At 69.4% G+C, this 17,111-nt stretch carries 15 protein-coding genes; 6 read left to right on the forward strand and 9 right to left on the reverse strand.

Going from position 1 to position 17,111, the window contains the following annotated elements:
- Positions 1–22: 22 nt before the first annotated feature.
- Entirely contained in the window at positions 23–442 is a 420-nt protein-coding gene (locus tag ACH4UK_RS28870) for a hypothetical protein (RefSeq protein ID WP_398360938.1), read from the reverse strand.
- A gap of 506 nt (positions 443–948) precedes the next feature.
- Here ACH4UK_RS28870 and ACH4UK_RS28875 point away from each other — a divergent pair.
- Positions 949–2,088 carry a VVA0879 family protein gene (locus tag ACH4UK_RS28875; protein WP_398360940.1) on the forward strand — a complete coding sequence of 380 codons (1,140 nt, stop codon included), beginning with the start codon at positions 949–951 and terminating at the stop codon, positions 2,086–2,088.
- A 145-nt stretch (positions 2,089–2,233) separates the two neighbouring features.
- Positions 2,234–3,028 (forward strand): hypothetical protein, encoded by a 795-nt coding sequence (locus ACH4UK_RS28880; protein WP_398360942.1) that lies wholly within the window; start codon positions 2,234–2,236, stop codon positions 3,026–3,028.
- A 259-nt stretch (positions 3,029–3,287) separates the two neighbouring features.
- On the opposite strand, the gene ACH4UK_RS28885 is transcribed toward ACH4UK_RS28880, so the two are convergent.
- The gene (locus ACH4UK_RS28885; protein ID WP_398360943.1) at positions 3,288–4,589 is read right to left on the reverse strand and encodes a HEAT repeat domain-containing protein; all 1,302 of its coding nucleotides are present in this window, start codon (positions 4,587–4,589) and stop codon (positions 3,288–3,290) included.
- 726 nt (positions 4,590–5,315) lie between these two features.
- On the opposite strand from ACH4UK_RS28885, the gene mihF reads away from it, so the two are divergent.
- A complete protein-coding gene (gene mihF, locus ACH4UK_RS28890; RefSeq protein WP_398361223.1) occupies positions 5,316–5,576 on the forward strand; it encodes an integration host factor, actinobacterial type in 261 nt (86 codons plus the stop codon).
- 55 nt (positions 5,577–5,631) lie between these two features.
- Here mihF and ACH4UK_RS28895 read toward each other — a convergent pair whose 3' ends face one another.
- Positions 5,632–5,814, reverse strand: a complete 183-nt coding sequence (locus tag ACH4UK_RS28895) for a hypothetical protein (protein WP_331759200.1) — start codon at positions 5,812–5,814, stop codon at positions 5,632–5,634.
- Between the two features lie 1,190 nt (positions 5,815–7,004).
- Here ACH4UK_RS28895 and ACH4UK_RS28900 point away from each other — a divergent pair.
- Positions 7,005–7,910, forward strand: a complete 906-nt coding sequence (locus ACH4UK_RS28900) for a hypothetical protein (protein WP_398360945.1) — start codon at positions 7,005–7,007, stop codon at positions 7,908–7,910.
- Between the two features lie 175 nt (positions 7,911–8,085).
- Here ACH4UK_RS28900 and ACH4UK_RS28905 read toward each other — a convergent pair whose 3' ends face one another.
- Complete coding sequence (locus tag ACH4UK_RS28905; RefSeq protein WP_398360947.1) at positions 8,086–8,769, reverse strand: hypothetical protein; 684 nt, start codon at positions 8,767–8,769, stop codon at positions 8,086–8,088.
- A gap of 101 nt (positions 8,770–8,870) precedes the next feature.
- Positions 8,871–9,626 carry a transcriptional repressor LexA gene (gene lexA / locus ACH4UK_RS28910; protein ID WP_398361225.1) on the reverse strand — a complete coding sequence of 252 codons (756 nt, stop codon included), beginning with the start codon at positions 9,624–9,626 and terminating at the stop codon, positions 8,871–8,873.
- Between the two features lie 470 nt (positions 9,627–10,096).
- Between lexA and ACH4UK_RS28915 the strand changes: the two genes are divergently transcribed.
- Positions 10,097–10,537: a hypothetical protein gene (locus tag ACH4UK_RS28915; RefSeq protein WP_398360949.1), complete on the forward strand. Its 441-nt coding sequence runs from the start codon at positions 10,097–10,099 to the stop codon at positions 10,535–10,537.
- Positions 10,538–10,687: 150 nt separating this feature from the next.
- Here the strand turns inward: ACH4UK_RS28915 and ACH4UK_RS28920 are convergent, their stop codons facing one another.
- A complete protein-coding gene (locus tag ACH4UK_RS28920; RefSeq protein ID WP_398360951.1) occupies positions 10,688–11,635 on the reverse strand; it encodes an endonuclease domain-containing protein in 948 nt (315 codons plus the stop codon).
- A gap of 180 nt (positions 11,636–11,815) precedes the next feature.
- On the opposite strand from ACH4UK_RS28920, the gene ACH4UK_RS28925 reads away from it, so the two are divergent.
- Positions 11,816–12,631 (forward strand): GIY-YIG nuclease family protein, encoded by an 816-nt coding sequence (locus ACH4UK_RS28925; RefSeq protein WP_398360953.1) that lies wholly within the window; start codon positions 11,816–11,818, stop codon positions 12,629–12,631.
- Between the two features lie 822 nt (positions 12,632–13,453).
- Here ACH4UK_RS28925 and ACH4UK_RS28930 read toward each other — a convergent pair.
- The 3 genes from ACH4UK_RS28930 to uppS form a co-directional block, all read right to left on the reverse strand.
- On the reverse strand, positions 13,454–13,714 hold the full coding sequence (locus ACH4UK_RS28930; RefSeq protein ID WP_398360955.1) for a hypothetical protein: 261 nt from the start codon (positions 13,712–13,714) through the stop codon (positions 13,454–13,456).
- Between the two features lie 301 nt (positions 13,715–14,015).
- On the reverse strand, positions 14,016–15,479 hold the full coding sequence (locus ACH4UK_RS28935; RefSeq protein ID WP_398360957.1) for an oxygenase MpaB family protein: 1,464 nt from the start codon (positions 15,477–15,479) through the stop codon (positions 14,016–14,018).
- Positions 15,476–16,186 (reverse strand): polyprenyl diphosphate synthase, encoded by a 711-nt coding sequence (gene uppS / locus ACH4UK_RS28940; RefSeq protein WP_398360959.1) that lies wholly within the window; start codon positions 16,184–16,186, stop codon positions 15,476–15,478. The genes ACH4UK_RS28935 and uppS overlap by 4 nt, the downstream gene beginning before the upstream one ends.
- Between the last annotated feature and the right edge of the window lie 925 nt (positions 16,187–17,111).

The following is a 17,111-nucleotide window of genomic DNA, read 5'->3' on the forward strand; positions in this document are numbered from 1 at the left end:
TAGTTGGGCGGTACGGGCGGCCTTACGCGGAGGCGGGAGGCGGCCCCGGGTAGATAGGGGCGGCCGGGCGCTCGGCGTTGTACCGGACCGTGCGGTCGGGCCGCTGGACCGCGCCCGGCTCGAACAGGGCGTACTCGCTGTAGCCGCAGATCATGTACGAGGTGTTTGTCCCGTCGGCGAACTGGGCTATCACCTCCCCGTCGCGGCAGGTCAGGTGCCAGGCGAACGTCCAGGTGACGGAGTCGACCGGCTTTCCGTCGCGCATGACATCAAGCGGCTCCACCTCCACCGTCGCAATCTCACCGACTTGGTACTCCTGGCCGAGCCACGGCCGGAATGCCGTCTGGATGAGCAGTCCGGGCTTGAGGTCGCGGGCCGTCACGTACGGCAGCCCGGTGGCGTCACAGGCGCAGGTTCCATTGGTGGGGTGGTGATGCGTCATCGAGTTCTCCGAAGGGACGGGATCGCGGTTGTGGGGGTGTCGGCCGGATGCTTCCGCAGGCCGAGCGGAAAGCCATCGGTCCGCGAATTCAGGCCGGGCGGCCCGCCGCAGAGCGCGTCCCGAGGTGACGGCCCTGGCCGGTTGATGGGTGGCATGGGCGTGCCGGCGGCGGACAGCGGTGCGCGACGTCTGTAGCCGGCAGGCAGAAGGCCGGCCATCCGGGTTCCGCACTGACCCGAGGGCGGCGGCTGTCAACACCACGGCTCCTCTTTCGAGGGATCTCTGCCTACTTTCCGGCAGTCGTTCCTCGCGGTGCCGGTACCGTCGGGTGGACGGCAGAGTGCCTGCCGGTCTCCCGCTGATGCGACACCCCACGCGGTCCCAGCGAAGAGGCGAAGGAGCCTCGCGGTGCCGCGGGGTGTGTCCCGGACCCGGCACGCACCATCTCTTGTGAGACCGACCGTAGACTTTGACGGCCGGGCGTGGGCGGCCTCGAAGGACGCAGCATGGCACGGAACCGGACAGTGCAGCGCAGGGCCCGGCAGCTCCAGCGGCGGGCGGGTGGCGGGTTCAACGCCGCCCGAGACCAGGTGGTCGCGTTGCCACCGCTGCGGGCGCGTCTGACGCAGGAGGAGTGGCTGGCCGCCGGGCGGGTCCGGTTCGGCACCGACGACATCAGCCAGTGGTCTGCCCTGTGCCCTCGGTGCGGGCATGTCACGTCCGTGGCACGGTTCGCCGAGGTCTCCGGGACCACGGAGCTGATGCAGGCGTTCGCCGAATGCCTCGGCCGGCACCTTCCCGGCACCGGGTCCCACACATTCCCGTGCGACTGGGCCGCTTGGGGCCACATTCCCCTGTACGGCTACACCGTCGTCCCCGACGGGCGGGAGTTCCGGGTGTTCGCCTTCCCTGCTCCGGACGAGGACGTGGCGAGGAACAAGGCGCGCCAGGAGGGGCGGGCTTCGGCCTGGCAGGCGCGCATCGACGCGGCAGCGGCAGCGGAGGCAGAGGCAGAGGAGGACCAGGTGGAGGACGGTGACCAGACCGACGTGTGCGAGTCATGCGACCGGCCGGTGGGCCGTCGTCACCGACAGGACTGCATCTGGCGGGTCGAGGAGCTGCTGGGTGAGTGGACGGACGTCGAGGAAGTGCACACCTCGGCGGACGGTCAGGCGCTCCTCGACGTCGCGACGGGCCTCGAGCCGGCCATCAGCGCCTATATCGAACTCGTCGGACAGCTGCTGACCGCCCGCGGCATCTCCGTGACGGAGCAGGCCGCAGTCCGGGTGGAGGACGGATTCGACCTGTCGGCCGACTGCGACGTGACACTGCGCGAGCGGAACCAGCTGGGCGGTCTGCAGTGGTTCTCCTGGGATGCCGAACACGGATGGTCCTTCACCTCCATGGATCCGGCCCAACGCCCCAGCCCGGTCTTCTACGCCGGAGGCCCCATCACGCCGGTGGCCAGCGAGGCTGCCGAGCGGATCGCTGCGGTCGTCGAAGGCCGGGAATCGTGGACAGGGCAGTGCATCCGTCAGCGCGCGGTGGTCGAGCCCAGCGCGTGGCACGGTGTGGCGCGCGAGCTGAAGGCTGCCGTCGAAGGCCGTGCTCGAGCAGCAGGTCAGCGCGCCGAGCCGGTGAACTGACGGCCGCTGGCGCGCGCCGCTACGGGTTCACCGTGCTGTGTACGGCACGGTGAACCCGATGACCACGCCCGTGCCTGTTCCCGTCCCGCTCATGCGCCCCTCCGCGGTGTCGTCCGTGCCCGCGGGGCCCGGTTGGTCCCATGCCATGAAGCTGGACGGGTGGCGGGCAGCCGTTCACCGCCGCGGCGTCCAGGCCCTGGTTCACTCCCGGTCCGGCCGGGACATCACAAGGGAGCTGCCCGAACTGCGCACTGTGCTGATGGACTTGCCCGACTGTGTCCTTGACGGTGAGATCGTGGCGGCCTACGCGGACGGACGGATGGACTTCGGTGCCCTCGCACGCACGCCGGCGTGGCGGGCCTCCCACGGAGTCGTGGTCATTTTCGTCGCGTTCGACATCCTGGCCTTCTCCGATTCGCCGGGCCGGCCTGCGTTCGACGTTCGCTCCCGGTCGCTGCGGGAGCGGATGCTGCTGCTTGAACAAGCCCTGGCGGGGCGCGGTGTGCAATGGGTGCCGGGGCTCGACAGCGCGGCCGAGGCGGTACAGCAGGCGCGGGATCTGGCGCATCTTGGAGTGGAGGGTGTGGTCTCCCGTCGGCTTGACTCGCCCTACAGCGCGCGGGCTTCGCGGGCGTGGGTGAAGTGGCGTACCGACGGTGATCCGGTCGACGCGCAGGTGATCGCGGTGATCGGGCCGGTGCACCGTCCTTGGGCGTTGCGAGTGCTGGTCAATGGCCGGGAAGCGGAGACTTCACCGCGGTTGGACTCTGTGCGCGCTGTGGAAGTCGCCCGGCAGCTCACAGGCCACGTGGGCGCTCGCCGACAGCGGCATGACGGCTCTGAGGAGCACTTGGTCGTCGGGGTGGTTCTTGCCGAGGTGCGTCCGCCTATCGGTAGGCACGGCAGCCTGCACTTCGTGCGGCTCCGCACGGACAGCTGAAGGCTCCCGCAGGCGCCACGTCGTTGCCTTGGGCAGTTGACGGCCGGACCGTCCAACAGGTGGGCACCGTGGTGGCCGCCTTATCTAGGGTCAAAGAGCACTATGCGCAGGTCAGACCGGGTGCTTTGACGTTAGGCAAGGGCGGCTTTGGAAATGGTTCGATCGAAGCGTTTCCGGATGGACTGCCCCCTGCCGGCCGGACACTGCCTTGGGCTTCATCTTCGGCACTGCCGCACCGTGTCGCGTCGGGTCGGGTCGGTCAGATGGCATAGGCCCCGGTCGCGGGGCGGCCGTGCTCCCGGGCGTACGGGGTCAGGGCCGTGAAGCCGGCGCCCCGCACCGGCGTTCCGGGCTCCAGGTCGAACGGACTCACCCCCAGCCGGCCGGCTAGGACCGGGGCCAAGTACGTGGCAAAGCTCTCCCAGTCATCCTCGGAGTCCTTGGCCGTGAGGCCTTCCTCCAGGCCCGCGGTCAGTTCCTCGGGCAAGGGGGAGCCCATCGCGAGGTCCGCGTCGCATGTCCGCTCGGTCGCGGAGCGGCGGCGCAGCACGGTGCCTCCCTCGGCGACCAGCCAGCCGGAGCCGCCGCCCTGTTCGCCGAAGAAGTAGGCCTGTGCTCTGCCGTACCGGCGGCTCAGGCTCGTGACGACGGCAAGCACGTCCGCCGCGCGCTCGGGGTCCACGGGTGAGCACCACGGACCGAGCACGAGGGTCCAGCCGTCCACCGCCGGGGTCACGTACACCCGGCCGTACTCCGCGCCGTCCATGGTGTCGTGCGCCACGATGTCGTACCCCAGGGCGAAGGTCGCCGGCCGGATCTCGTGCAGGCCGAGTGCCTGCGCGATGCTCTGATGGTCCTCGGTGGGCACGGCGAGCCAGGAAGCGGAGCACAGGTCGAGCGGACGGGCCCGGTCGCGCGGCAGTTTGACGCGGATCAGGCGCCCCACGGCCGCGCGATCGGCCGCCGAGAGTGCCTCCTCGCCGCCGGACGCGGCCAGGGTGGTCAGGGCCCGGGCCCGCAGTCGCCCCGGCCCGTGCGCGCGCACCCGGCGGAGCGGTTCGTGGGTGGCGGGCCCGAGCAGGCCAAGGGCCCACTCCGCGCGCTGAGCCACGTCCGGGTCCGGATCGCCGAGCAGCGGAATCAGCGCCTCGGTCACCCGGACATAGTCGACGCCGGGCCGCGGCGAACGCCCGAAGGCCACCATGCAGACCGACTGGATCCCGAAGGCGGCCGAGCTGCGGACGGCCGGGGACGGATGCCGCAGCGCGTCCACGAACCGGTCCACCGAGCGGAAGGCGGTGAACGTGGAGCCGAGGCGTCGCCGTGAGGTCTCGTCGGGGGCGGCGGCCAGCGCTTCGAGCACGTCGTCGAAGGCCAGATCCGGCCCGATGTCCCGGTTCAGGAGTCCGTCGATCCGGGCGCGGACCTGGAGAGAGTCCGTGGTCAGCAGCGCGCGGATCAACGGCCCCACGGCGGCCCGCCCCTGCGCGGCCAGCCGTGCGCGCGCCACCTCGCACAGCCCTGGATCGCCCAGGGCCCCGATCGCGTCCTGCGTGTCCACCCTTTGTCCTCCTCATGCCGTGCGACCGCTGCTCCGCAGGCCATGGTGCCCTGTGGTGGGGTAGCCGGAGACCATTGCTGATCCCCGGCCCTCTCAGAACCGGACGTGCGAGCTTTCCCTGCCGCGGCTGGACGTGGGCGCCCGACTTGTGACTTCGTTTCGGTTGAAACGAAGTCACCTGACGGGTGTGACCAACATGCCTGACGACCCTGTGGATATCTGTAAGGCACAGACCCAACAGGGCACTTGTCTCACATGCCTGACGCTCATTCCCCACCCGAGATAATCCGCTTCGCACGGCAGGCTGCCTCGCGTAGTCACACACGGCCCCGGCGCGAGCTCCCGCCGGGGCGGCTGTACGGACATCGCATGTGGTTGACCGCTGACACGCTCGTGGCGACGCCGGTCGGTTGGGATGGGCGATCATGAACGACGCGGCTTCCGCGGTGCGCGGCGAGGCCCTCCTGCAGCAGGCCCTACCTCGCTGCACCAGGGCAGCCCTCTCGTCGATCCGGCCTTGTACGAGCCCCTCTCCGAACTGCTTGAGGATGCCGTCCAGGGCGATGACGAGGGTGTGATCAACCCTACGTCGAAGCCGTCGCTGCAGCCGCTGCTCGGCAGTTCGCTTGCGTCTGCCCAGCCGGCGGCCACACCCCTTCACCGACCAGAAGCACCATCCTGCCTCGCCTCACCGCCGATGCCCGTGCCCAGGCACTGCAAAAGGCCATCGCCGCCCGCAAGGAACGCAGTGAACTGCTGGACACCCTCAAGGCAGGCCAGGTCCCCCTTCACCAGGTCCTCGACCGTACGGACACGGTCGCAGGCAAGATCCGCGTACGCCCCCTGCTCGAAGCGATGCCCGGCATCGGCAAGATCCGTGCTGGCCAGCTCCTGGACCACATCGGTATATCCGAACGCCGCCGAGTCCGAGGGCTTGGGCCCCGTCAGAAGGCGCAGCTCCTCAAGCTCTTCCCGTCCCAGAAGTGAGCCGCCCGGGCGGCCGGAGGGCCGACGTTCTGCACCAGTCGACCGGGCGCCCCGTCTACTGGTAGCGCGCCCACTGGGCCTTCTGCTCGGCCGTCATCTCCTCGACGGTGAATCCCAGCTCGTGCAGCTTGGGGAAGAACTCCCTCCAGCTCGCGTGCTGGTCGACCTCTTCGAGAGCAGCCCAAACTGCGTTCTGGGCCGCCGCGTCCGCCAGCGACTCGGGTGGCAGGTTGTCCATCGTCCCTCGCTCCTTTCGGTGCCAGCCCTGGACGGCATCGCTCGTCCTGGCAGGGGCCTGGCCGTGACCGGCAGGGTCGCACCGGCTTCTCCGGCTCCGCCAACCTAGGCGAGACCCGCGAGCAGGGCATCGATCACGGCGGTCGGTCAGCCCTGAGCGCCGTCCCGCGGGGGCGACTCAGGCCGGACATACGCCGTGCCGCGACGATGAAGATCAACGCTGCAGGCAGAGCAACGCCGCGGTGTTGTTGACCTCTCTCGTCTGCACCCCGTGTCCTTGACCTTCTGGGCCCGTCGGGCAGCGGAGGACGGGAGCCTAGGCCCGGGCCCCTTGTCGTGCGGTGCGGCGCTCGCGCCGGGCAGCTTCCACCGCCGTACGCCGCCGTTGGCGGGCTTCCTCAGTGGAGCGACACTCGTCCGCGATCTGCCGCCCCAGAGCCGCTGCCGACCATGCGCCTGGGCGATCGCTGTTGCCCAGCTCTACTCCGGCGGGCGGTGCGGGTACTCGGGTGAGCTCCGGCTCCTTGCCCGGACCGCCGTACAGGGCCACGTATCCAAGGCCGACGGACCAGAGTCGGAGGGTTTCCACCTCGCGTACGACTGCTTGCCCCAGATTTCCGTCGGGGGTGTCGGCCCAGAGAGCCACCTCGTGCCAGCCGTCGGCCGGTGTCGGGGCGAACTGCCGCACCGCGCCGGCGGCGGACTCGGTGGTCTCCAGCCATAGCCGGGTGCCAGTTTCATCCCGGCACGCCACTCCCAGCCACGGCCAGGTCCGGACGTCGTGTTCGACAGCCTGCCCGTCGGAGGTGTACGGCGTGAGGCGTACACCTCGGAACCGCAGACCGTTCACTGTCACCTCGGCATGTGGAGTCCTGATGCCTGCGCCGGTGTCCGCGGGCCCTGCCATTGTGGCCGTCGGAATCCGCGTCCTCATAAGCCCGGACAGCCGCACGCTGGCCTCCGGCAGCCCGCCGACGACGCTTCTCTCGCTGCCAGGAACCATCGAGCGTGCAGGGCCCTCCGTCCGGCCGTCGACTGGCACCCGGGGGGTAAGCCATGGCGGGGACACCTCCGGACCCACGGGCTCTCGCTGTCAGGGGCAACATGCCGCGCGGACAGGCGAATCCGCAGCTGTTGCGCGGTTCGCTCCACACTGAGGTCTCTTGATACCCAGCCTGGAGTGAACTGCCCATGACCACGGACCCGAGTGCCGGACCGGCCGCAGGCGACGACCTGCTTGACGAGACCGCACTGTTGACGCACGGCGACACGATCGCCCGTGCGCTGCGGCGTTGGTGCGCAGACCAGATCGAGGACCTGCAGGAGGAGTCCGACCTGTTCGGTGCGCCCGACAATCCATCGGAGCGGCAGCGCTGGACTCTCCAGCTTTCTGAGCGCCAGGCGCTGGCCCTTGCCGAGGTCGAACATCTCCAGCGGGTACGGGCGGAAACCAACAGCGCTTGGTCAGAAGATCGGTGGGCCGACCTGGGGGCGTTGGGGCTTCGTCACCAACGGCACCTGGATGAGGAAGCGGTCGCCACAGCTTGCCGCCTGCATGATCTCTCCGACGCGTATCCGGGGCGCGGTCGGGCCCCCAGGCCCAGGCAGTCGTCTGCGACGCCCGGGCGGGGAGAGGTTGCCGTGCCGTGGGGCGTCGATCCTGGGGCTCCGGTCACCGGTCGATCGCCGCAGATGACCTCCCGATCCTTGTGGGCACTGCTGAGAGAAGCGTTCCCCGATGCCTCTTCCGGCCGGTGCACGGTGACGGCACACCGACTATTGAAGGAGGTTCTGCGGCCGACACTCGGCCCGGTCGACGCGATGCAGATGCGCCGTGAGATCACAGCGGCCCTGTACGACGGAGTGAGGCCGCCCGCCGACGAGCACGAGAAGCTCCGCAACCAGGGGATCGTCGAGTCGGTTCTTGGGCGGGTGGTCGTACCGCTTGCTGATCAGCGCAGTCTGCTCGCGGCGGCTGTGGATGACGTCCGCGCTCTCCACCCACTCATCTCTGATGGCAGTTGCCCGGAATGCGGGGCGGCGTCTCCGTGTCCGACACGGCGAGCGCTGGGTGACACGGCCGAAGACGGCATGTGAGGGGGTGACCGTCGGGGGCAACTGGGCCCTCGCCGTCCGTGCGTGTGTGAGGAGGGAGGGCACACCCGCTGGCCCGCGTCGGCGTGGCCACCAGGGCTCGCGAACAGGCCGATCGGATTGCTCCTGTCGGCAGCCTCTTGGTGCCGGTTCGGTCTCCCGGGCACACGAAGGTGAATCACGGCAACCGCGTACACAGCGGCGGGAGCACGCCGCTCTCGGAGGCCGCGGTGACCAGGCGCACCATCCCCTCGGGAACTCGTGAGCCCAGTGGCTTGCCCTGGCGGCGGGCCTTCAGCGACATGTTGAAGATGTCGACCTGCGTGCGGAGCAGGCCGGTGGGCACCTGGTGGCCGAGACGCTGTGGGACGGCGCCCTGGAGGTTGTCGATGGTCGCCGCGTGCGGCAGGGCGTCAGCGATCGCGTTCACGATCAGGTCGTACCTGGTCATGATCAAGTCGGCGTCCCTGGGGTGGACCTCGAGCGACGTGCCGTACTCGTTGCGCCGTAGGGTCACGGTGAACCCGTCCTGCTCCAGCCCCGCGCGAAGCTGGCCGCGCGGTTCCGCTTCGTCCATGCCGTACACGACGATGAGGCCGGCCCAGTTTTCCGAACGAATGGCGTACTCGGGGATCGTCAGCTGGTCCACGAGCTGGTTCACCGCTTCGATGACGCGGTTGAGGTCGCCGGTGTGCACCGGGTCGTCCGCCATGTCCCCGCGGACGACGTGGCGCGGGTATCGGGCAGGCCTGTTGACGAAGTCGTGGACCCAGTTGTCGTCCATGCTGTCCCCCGTAGGCTGCGCTCTGATGGTGTCGGAGCCGTGCCCCTCATCTTCGGGTTCGGGGTCTTCTTCGTGCATCCCGAAAGGCTTGGGGAGCGCCGGGTCGAGCTCTTGAGTCGGTGCGCGGGTTGGGAATCACGTCCTACTGCTCCGCTCCACCTCTTCGTCCGACGCGCGGGTCAGAACGTCCGCAAGAGGGCCACGACTCTGCCGAGAATGGTCGCTTCGTTCCCCCAGATCGGCTGGTATGAGGCGTTCGCGGGGAGCAACCAGACGTTGCCACCGTCGCGCTTCAGCCGTTTCACCGTTGCTTCCCCGCTGATCATCGCGGCGACTATGTCGCCGCTCTCGGCCGAGGGCTGCTCGCGGACGACGACATGATCACCGCTGGCGATGTGTGCGTCGATCATCGAGTCGCCCGTCACGGTGAGAACGAACAGCTTGCCGGAGCCGACCACTTGGCGGGGGAGTACGAAGACGTCCTCGACATGCTGCTCGGCCAGGATCGGCGTTCCTGCTGCCACGCGACCCACCAGCGGGACGCTGACTGCGCTGGAGGTGTCGGCTCCCTGCGGAGCGGCCTGCGTTACGGGAGTCTCGTCCGGCTCGGTGTCCGAGCTCAGGCCGGTGGGGACGTAGGCGCGCGGCCGGTGGGGATCCTTGCGCAACGCGCCCTTACGCTCCAGCACTTTCAGTTGGTGCGCAACGGAGGACGTACTGGCCAGACCGACCGCAACGCCGATCTCGCGCATCGACGGCGGGTAGCCGTAGGCCTCCAGGTGCGTGCGTATGGCGACGACAATGCGGAGCTGTCGCTCGGTGAGTCCGTCGTCCCTGGTTCGACTGCCGGCCGGGCGGCCGGCGCGGCCTCGTGTCGTGGTGGCCTCCACGTGAGCCCCCTCTTGATGGTGACAGGCTGGAACGATATCCCGCATCACCGACAAACACACAGGTAGTCGGCTGCAAGGGGATCCACAACCGGAGTGCAGGGCCGCACTCATCGTGAGGAGGTCGATCGGAGGTCCCACGCGTAGAGTCCGGACAGCGCGACCGGCCGGCTAGAGCATGTTGAATCGAGCCGGCGGCTGGCCCCGCCGATGGCAGGCTCTGGGCAGTAGCCGGTCCTCCTCGGCCCTGATGAGCAGGAGCTGTACTGCCGGTGGCCACGGCGGTGAGGCCGAGCAGGTGTCCCGGAGCCCGAGGAAGCAGCGCGCAGTGGAGCGCCGAGCTGGTGGACGGTGTCGGGCGCTGCGGGATCCACTACTGTCCGATCAGGTCGGACGTAACAGGAGTGCGCGAGGAGGATCCCGGGAGCGACGGCGCCGCCTCGGCCAGGGCCGGCTTCGACGGCCTGTCTACCGACGACCGACCGTCCCGTTCTCGCGCCGTACGGAGGAACCCGTCCGTGTCCACCACCTGTCCGGCCTGCACCGGCTGGGCTCACGCAGGTAGCCAGCCCGGCTACGACCACATCCACAGCGCCCTCTCCCTGCCGGAGGAGCAACACGAGGACCAGCAGAGGGTGCTGCATGGCTTCGCCACGGGCTTCGCATCATCGGCGGAGCCGGGGCTGGGACAGACGTGGGTGTTCTTCGAGCACCTGGAGCCCGCCCTTGTCTTCGGCCGGGCCGGCCGGATGTCCGTCTACGACATCACCAGCTACGGCGTTTACACAGCTGCTCGGGAAGAATGCTTCGATCACGGCAGCGGGCGGCAGGTCACCACCCTCCACGTCAGCGGCCGCGCACTCGACCGTGAGGCCGGGGAGGACAAGCACTTCGCCCGCTGGGCCCGCGGCGTGAAGTCGGACTCTGCGTACTACGAGGGTCCGGCCCGGCGCCGATAGCGCCCTCACTCCCGACCGCGTGCTGCTCGACGACGCCCCCACCGACCTCGGCCGCGAACGGGTCCGGCGAGTGCTTCGGCAGGGCCATCCGGGCTGTCACCGCGCCGCGGCGGCCTACCGCCCCCAGGGTGACCGTGCGAATCGGGGTGCTCAGAGCTCGCGGGTGAGTACGTGCAGCGCCTGCCGGAGCCGCTCACCAGCCTGGTGAAGCCCTCGCCGTTCAGCCGCCGTCCAGAGCCGATCCGGATCTCTGCGGCCAGGAAGGTAGAGCACGGCGGACAGCGTGATCAGGCCGACATCGTCCGAGGTGATCTCAAGAGATTCCGCGCGACCACGGCGCGTCCAGCACCGATGGGGGGCCGCCTCCTGGAGCAGGCCGGGAACGGTCTCCTCCAGGAGGCGGGCATACGCCCCGGGCAGGGCCACGGTCGCCCCTTCAACGGGCCGCGCCGTGGACGGCACCTCGACCGGGTCACCGAGCCAGAAGACCTCCGTCGGCTCGGCCGCCCACCTAGGCCTGCTGGAGTGGTGGGCCTGTCCGGGCAGTTCCTTCTCGGTCAGCAGCCGCAGTCGGTCCAATCGCTCGAAGCGGGCCCGGTCGACGGAGACCGTCCAACGGCCACTGCAGTCGCGAAGCATGCACTGCGCCTCTGCGCTAGCGTGGCCGTCGGATAGCTCGGTAAATATGCGCTGCCAGACCCCGGTCCGCTCGGCCCATTCGGCGTGGCCGAACACCGGGTGTCGGGCGGGATCGTAGTGCCGCAGAAGCAGTTGCATGGTCGGCGCGATGCGGGCGACCCGGTTGCGCAGCGGCGGGTGCCCGGCCGACTGGCAGCCGGGGCAGCGCATCAGGTGCTCGACGCCGCGCCGGGCTTGGACCCAGAAGCCCTCGCTCCCGTTGCAGCTGCGGCACAGAGGGCCGCGGATCAGGCCGTGATCGTGGCAGTGGTCCCAGAACGCAGCCGGGGCCGGGCACAGATCGCACCGGTAGACACGGGCGGGCGGGCGGTAGCGCGCGTGGTAGGCCGCGCCGGTGTGCTCCCCGGTGTGGCGGGGCGGCGCCGACGAGCACTGGGCGGGGAGTTCGGATGAGGGCATGTGTGGCACGGGCCCAGCCTGGCGTACGCCACTGACAGCGCAGCTCCCGCTGCCCCGCTCGCATCAGAATCACTGCTGTCCGGCACACGAAGCGGGTGCACCAGAGGGGCGCGGTGGGCAGGCTTCGTCATCACGTTCAAGACGACTCCGGCCCTCGCGCCGGCAGAGGGGACCAGCCGCATGGGTAGCGAGGAGCTGCGGTACCTGCCAGGTGGCCCGCACGAAGCGGGCCAGGAGGTGGTGTACCTCTTGCGCGCTCACGACGTTGATGAGTTCAGGACCCCGGGCCGAGGCCGGAGCAAGTGCAAGATCGGCACCACGAGTGATCTGGGTACTCGCCTGCCGAAGATCTACAACGGATCCCCGGATCCGCTGGAGCTCCTGGCCACCTACCCGGGAGGGGAGGAGCTGGAGCGGGCACTTCACGTCTGGTTCGACCTGTTCCGCAAACACCTGGAGTGGTTCTACTTCTTCGACGTGGAGCCGAAGCCCCTGGTGGACCGCGAGGTGGAAGCGATCTGCGAACACGGCCTGGAGTGGAAGAGCGGGCCGCAGCGGAAGAAGGAGCTCGCTCAGGCTGTTCGGAGCACACGAAAGGCCGCCCAGCACATTGGGTCGCTCGGTTCTGAGATCCGGCGTATCCAGGATCTAGGGCAACGAGTCCGCGCCGAGGCAGAGCGGGCGCTGGCGTGGGATTTCGTCCCGCACAGCGAAGAGGACAAAGTGTTGGCCGAGCGGGCCCGCCAAGAGGACGTTCACCTTCTGCCCCTGCTGGCCGGTCACCTGGGACGGCTCTTGGAGGACATGAAGAGTTCCATCGCCCTCGCCGCCCGCACAGGTGTCCTGCCGATGGCTGATGCCAAGGCGGCGTCCGGACTGGACGACGGGACGGTGGAACAGATCGTCCACTGGCCCAAGACGCAGGGCTCGGGGCCGTGGAAGCTGATCGAGCAGTGGCGGGCCCCGCTGAACAGCCCCAACGCCGCGGGGCCCTGACTTCTCTTAGCTGCCTCGGAGCCGGTCGCTTCCGGGAGGGCGTCCGTGCGCTCAGCAACGCCCGCCGAGGGTGCCCCGCTCGGCAAGGCCAGCTGGCGCGGCCGCGCGGCGGGACGGGCAGGTGGGACAAGCTCGCTGACGGCCATGTGGTGAGGGAATCGGCTGATCGGCCGGCCGCACCCAGTCTCGCGCGTCCTGCCTTGCTGCAGCGATCCCCGTGCGGCCGTTCGACTCTTCGCCCTGTCAGATTCCCTGTTCATGAGCCCCTTATCCGACTCGCCTGTGCCCACGCCGACGTGGGGGCCGGAGGTGCTGGAGGCGGTCAGGGCTACACCTGTGCCCCGCTGTACGCTTTGGCCCTCCCTGCCGATGACCACCTGAGCTGGGAAGTCAGCCTCATTCCGAAGACAGGTTCCGTCCGCGACGCCTTCCACGCCAGCGATCTGGAGGAAGCCGACCGGAAGCTCCAGCTACGCGGATACCTCTCCATGGCATCGGCTATGGGCCGTGACTGGGAACTGCTGACAGCGGAACGCGGCGAGAGTCGACGCGGCACGCCCGTGTTCCGGAACCCTGAAGAAGCTCTCTGACCAGGCCCCGCCGGAAGACGCTCGCCCGGGGGCGCCGTGGCGGCGCCGGAGTCCGAAGCCCTCGGGATTATCTCGGGTGCGAATTGACCGTCAGGCATGTACGTCATGTGGATCTGAGAGACCGTGCCTGACAGGTATCAGCGGGGTGTTCAGGCATGTTTGGCACGTTGGTGACGATGCGCCCACGGGCCTTCCTGCTGCTGCCTCCGGCAGGTAGAGCCTCGTGCCGGCGCTACTTCTGCTGGCGGCGCTGGTGGCCCTCTTCGACAAGGCGCCGGAGCACAGGGCATCGCGTGAGGTCGGCAACCTGCTCGGCACGCGCGCGTAGGCCCTCTGCGGTCCGCAGCAGAGCGGGAGTGGCCCGCAAGGCGCTGGAGGGAAGGGGCTGCTGGTCACTGAGCTCATCGAGACGGTCGATGTCGGCGGCGATCCGGAGCATGGTGGTGACCATCTCCACCTCGGTGTCGGTTGCCTGCTGTCCGGTCGGCTGCATCGCGGAAGTCTATCCAGCGTCGGGGCACCGACAGCGGCGCCGTCTCGACAGAGGCCGTCCTAGCCGAACGGGTGTCCAGGAAGCGTTTCGGTCGAAACACCTTCCCGGACCATGACAAGCCGTACTTGCCGCACTTGCCTGACATCAAGTCACAGCGCCTGACCTGCGCGGAGTATCTCGGCACCCTAGATAACTCGAGCCGCGCTGGGGGCGCGTGGACAGCGCTCACGGCGGCCGGCCGCCCTCTGGGGCTGGGGTGCCGGAGCGTGCAGCCGTTGCCGCCAACATGCACGAGTGCTCGTCAGGCGTCGGCGAGGAGGGGGTCATACGGAGTGTTCGTGCGGCGGCCCGACATGAAGGAAAGAAAGTCGCCTACGAAGGCGCTGCGGCCGAAGGTGTCGTTGGTGGTGGCAAGGTCGCGGTGGAAGGCGGTGCGAAAGAGGGTTCGGTATTCGTCGACATCGATGGTGCCGCTGCCGTCCTTGTCGGTGGCGTCGAAAAGGACCTCGGCGACGCGGATGAGCGCGGGTCCGGCGAGGGAGGGGACGGCGGCCGCGTACTCGGCGGCGCTGACGCGGCCGTCGCCGTCCGTGTCGAGGGCTGTCTGGAGCTCGCGCCACCAGGCGGCGAAGGCGTCGTAGAGCCGAGTCTCCTCGGGTTCCTCCAGGTCGAGGCGGGTGGCGAGTTCACGGGCCATGGCGGCGAGGTCGGGCCAGTCGAGATGGCCGTCACCGGTCTGGTCCAGCACCTTGCGGAAGAATTCCTCCGCCGAGCGCCGTCCTTCTTCCGTGCCTGTCGAGGGTGCCGGATCCGTGTCGGGGTCGTCGCTCAGCGGTGTGAGGAGGCGAAGAAGGGCCGATGCCCTCTTCATGCGGGCTCGCAGGGCGGTCACGGTCCGGGCGCGGGGGTCGTCACTGTCGGGTGAGAGGGAAAGGGTCTCGATGATGGTCTCGGCGTTGACCCAGCCCGCGGGCAGGAAGCGGGCCAGGCCGGCGGCGAGGTAGGCGCCCTGCATGAGGGTCGGCGCGCCGGGCATCTCGGGCAGGCCGGCCCGGCGCCGGTAGGGTCCGGGGAGCGAGGCGACGGTGATCGCGCCGAGGAGCGGACCTGCCACGGCTCGGCCGGCCGCCCAAAGGGTCGGTGCGCCGTCGAGCAGCGCCGGAGCGGGCAGGTGGTCGAAGAGCCGGTAGAGGATGACGCGGGCCGCCTCGGTGTTCTCCAGCTCGTTCTCGACGACCCGGTCGAAGTATCGCCAGAAGTCGTTCAGGTCCTCGGGGAGTGCCCCGGCGTCGCCGTCCAGCGCGGCGAGGAACGCACGGTACTCGGCGTACATGTGCTCCATGGTGCCCTGGTCGAGTGGCTGGCCGCTCAGCCGGCACATGGTGACGGCGCTCTCGTAGAGCGTGGCGACCACCCAGGCCCGGGCCGCCCGGTCCATGGCGTCGTAGGCGCGGCCGCGGGAGTCGGAGCCGCTCATGCGCGCGTGCAGCCTGTTGAGGCGGGCGGCCTCCCGTTCGCGTACCGCTGGGTCGGCGTCGAACATGCGCCGCATGCTGAGGAAAGTGTTGCGCAGCCGACGCCAGGGATGGGCGACGAAGGTGGAGTTATCGGCCAGGGCGGCACCGATCTGCGGGTGGGCGGCCTCCAGCACGGTGGCGCGGATCATGGCCAACGCCCAGCGCGGGTCGTCGAAGAATGCGCGGAACTGCGATTCCGGGCCGAACAGGGGTGCCTCATCGGCTGTCGCGGTGGTTCCGGTCGTCATGACGGATCTCCGTTGTTCTGGGGCGGCACGCCGCCGAAGCGTCGGTCGCGGCGCCGGTAGGCGTGCAGGCAGGCGAGGAAGTCAGGGGCCCGGAAGTCCGGCCAGAGCGCCTCGGGGAAGACCCACTCGGCGTAGGCGACCTGCCAGAGCATGAAGTTGGAGATGCGCTGCTCGCCGGAGGTGCGGATGACAAGGTCCACGTCGGGGGTGTCGGGGAACGGCAGGTGGTCGGCGAAGAGCCGCTCGGTCACCTCCTCGGCGGGCGTCCCGTTGCGGATCAGCGACCGTGCCGCTTCGACGATGTCCCGGCGTCCGCCGTGGTCGAAGGCGACGGTCAGCGTCATCCCCCGGTTGGCGGCGGTCAGCGTCGCCAGGTCTTCGAAGTCCCGGGCCAGTTCAATGGGGATGCGCGGGTCTGTGACCCCGAGGAAGCGGCAGCGGATGCTGCGGGCGAGCAACAGCGGCGCGTGCTTGCGCACGACCCGGCGAACAAGGCGCATCAGGTAGTCCACCTCGCTACCCGGGCGGTTCCAGTTCTCGGTGGAGAAGGCGTACAGGCTCAGCCACTCGACGCCCGCGGCCCGGGCGGCCTCGATAATGTCGATGACGGTGGTCTCCGCGGCCCGGTGACCCGCCGTGCGAGGAAGTGAACGCCGCTGCGCCCAGCGACCGTTGCCGTCCATCACGCAGGCGACGTGCCGCGGCACCGCACGCGCTGGTCCGTCTTCCTGCCGTTGGTCGTCGCCGTACTGTCGACCGCCCGGCCAGTCCTCCGGCCCCGGGCGTGCGGGCAGGACGCCGTGGTCCGTCACGCCTAGCCCCGTCTCGCCCGGAGCGGCACGGTCGGCACTAGCGCGCTCGGTCACACCCTCCCCGCCTCCCCATACTCACGCCTCACCGGCGTTTCCCCAGGAGTCTGTCGGGTGCGAACGGGTCCTGACCGGCCAAACGGGTGGCCGTCATCCTTGGCTCATATGCCCGATTCCTCGTTCCAGCATCGGTAGCATCCTCCGATGACCCGATCGACAACCTCGTCCGCCTCTGCGGCCGCGTCAAGCTGCCGTCACCCCGTGGACGGGATGTGGGCCGAACACTCCCTCGGCGTAAGCGATCTAGCTATCGGCGTGGTTGATGTCGCACGCCGGACGGCAGCGAGAGCGGTCCGGGGGCTCCCGCTGCCGTCGCGCGCTCGGTCGCGGTCCGGGTCCACAGGCGCTTCAGCGCGAGCTCTCTCGAAGCTGCTGCGCCAGGAATCCGGGGTGCTCGGTGTCACCCGCCGTCTCGAACGGTTGGTGACACCGCCCCGGCCTGCAGGTCAGCCGCTCGGAGTGTGGCTGGACCAGAGTCTCGCGCAGATAGGTGCCGAGCGTCTGCCGCACCCCGGAAATCATCGGTCCTGCGGACAGTTTCCACGTGTTGCCGCTCTGCTGACGACGCTACCAGCGCGCCGCGATCGCAGCCGTGACTACCGTCCAATGCACCCCTCCGTTCGACGGCTTGGCCGAGGTTCCCATCGCCTCCGACTGGTGCCAGCGGTGGAACGGTCGACGGCACTCCTTCCGTCACGTTGGTGAGGGCAGGTTCGACGCCCGGCGGTACGCGGTCGAGCTGAGCTGCTGCGGAGAAGGAATC

This window comes from Streptomyces sp. NPDC020884 (assembly GCF_044333935.1).
Taxonomy (GTDB): Bacteria; Actinomycetota; Actinomycetes; order Streptomycetales; family Streptomycetaceae; genus Streptomyces.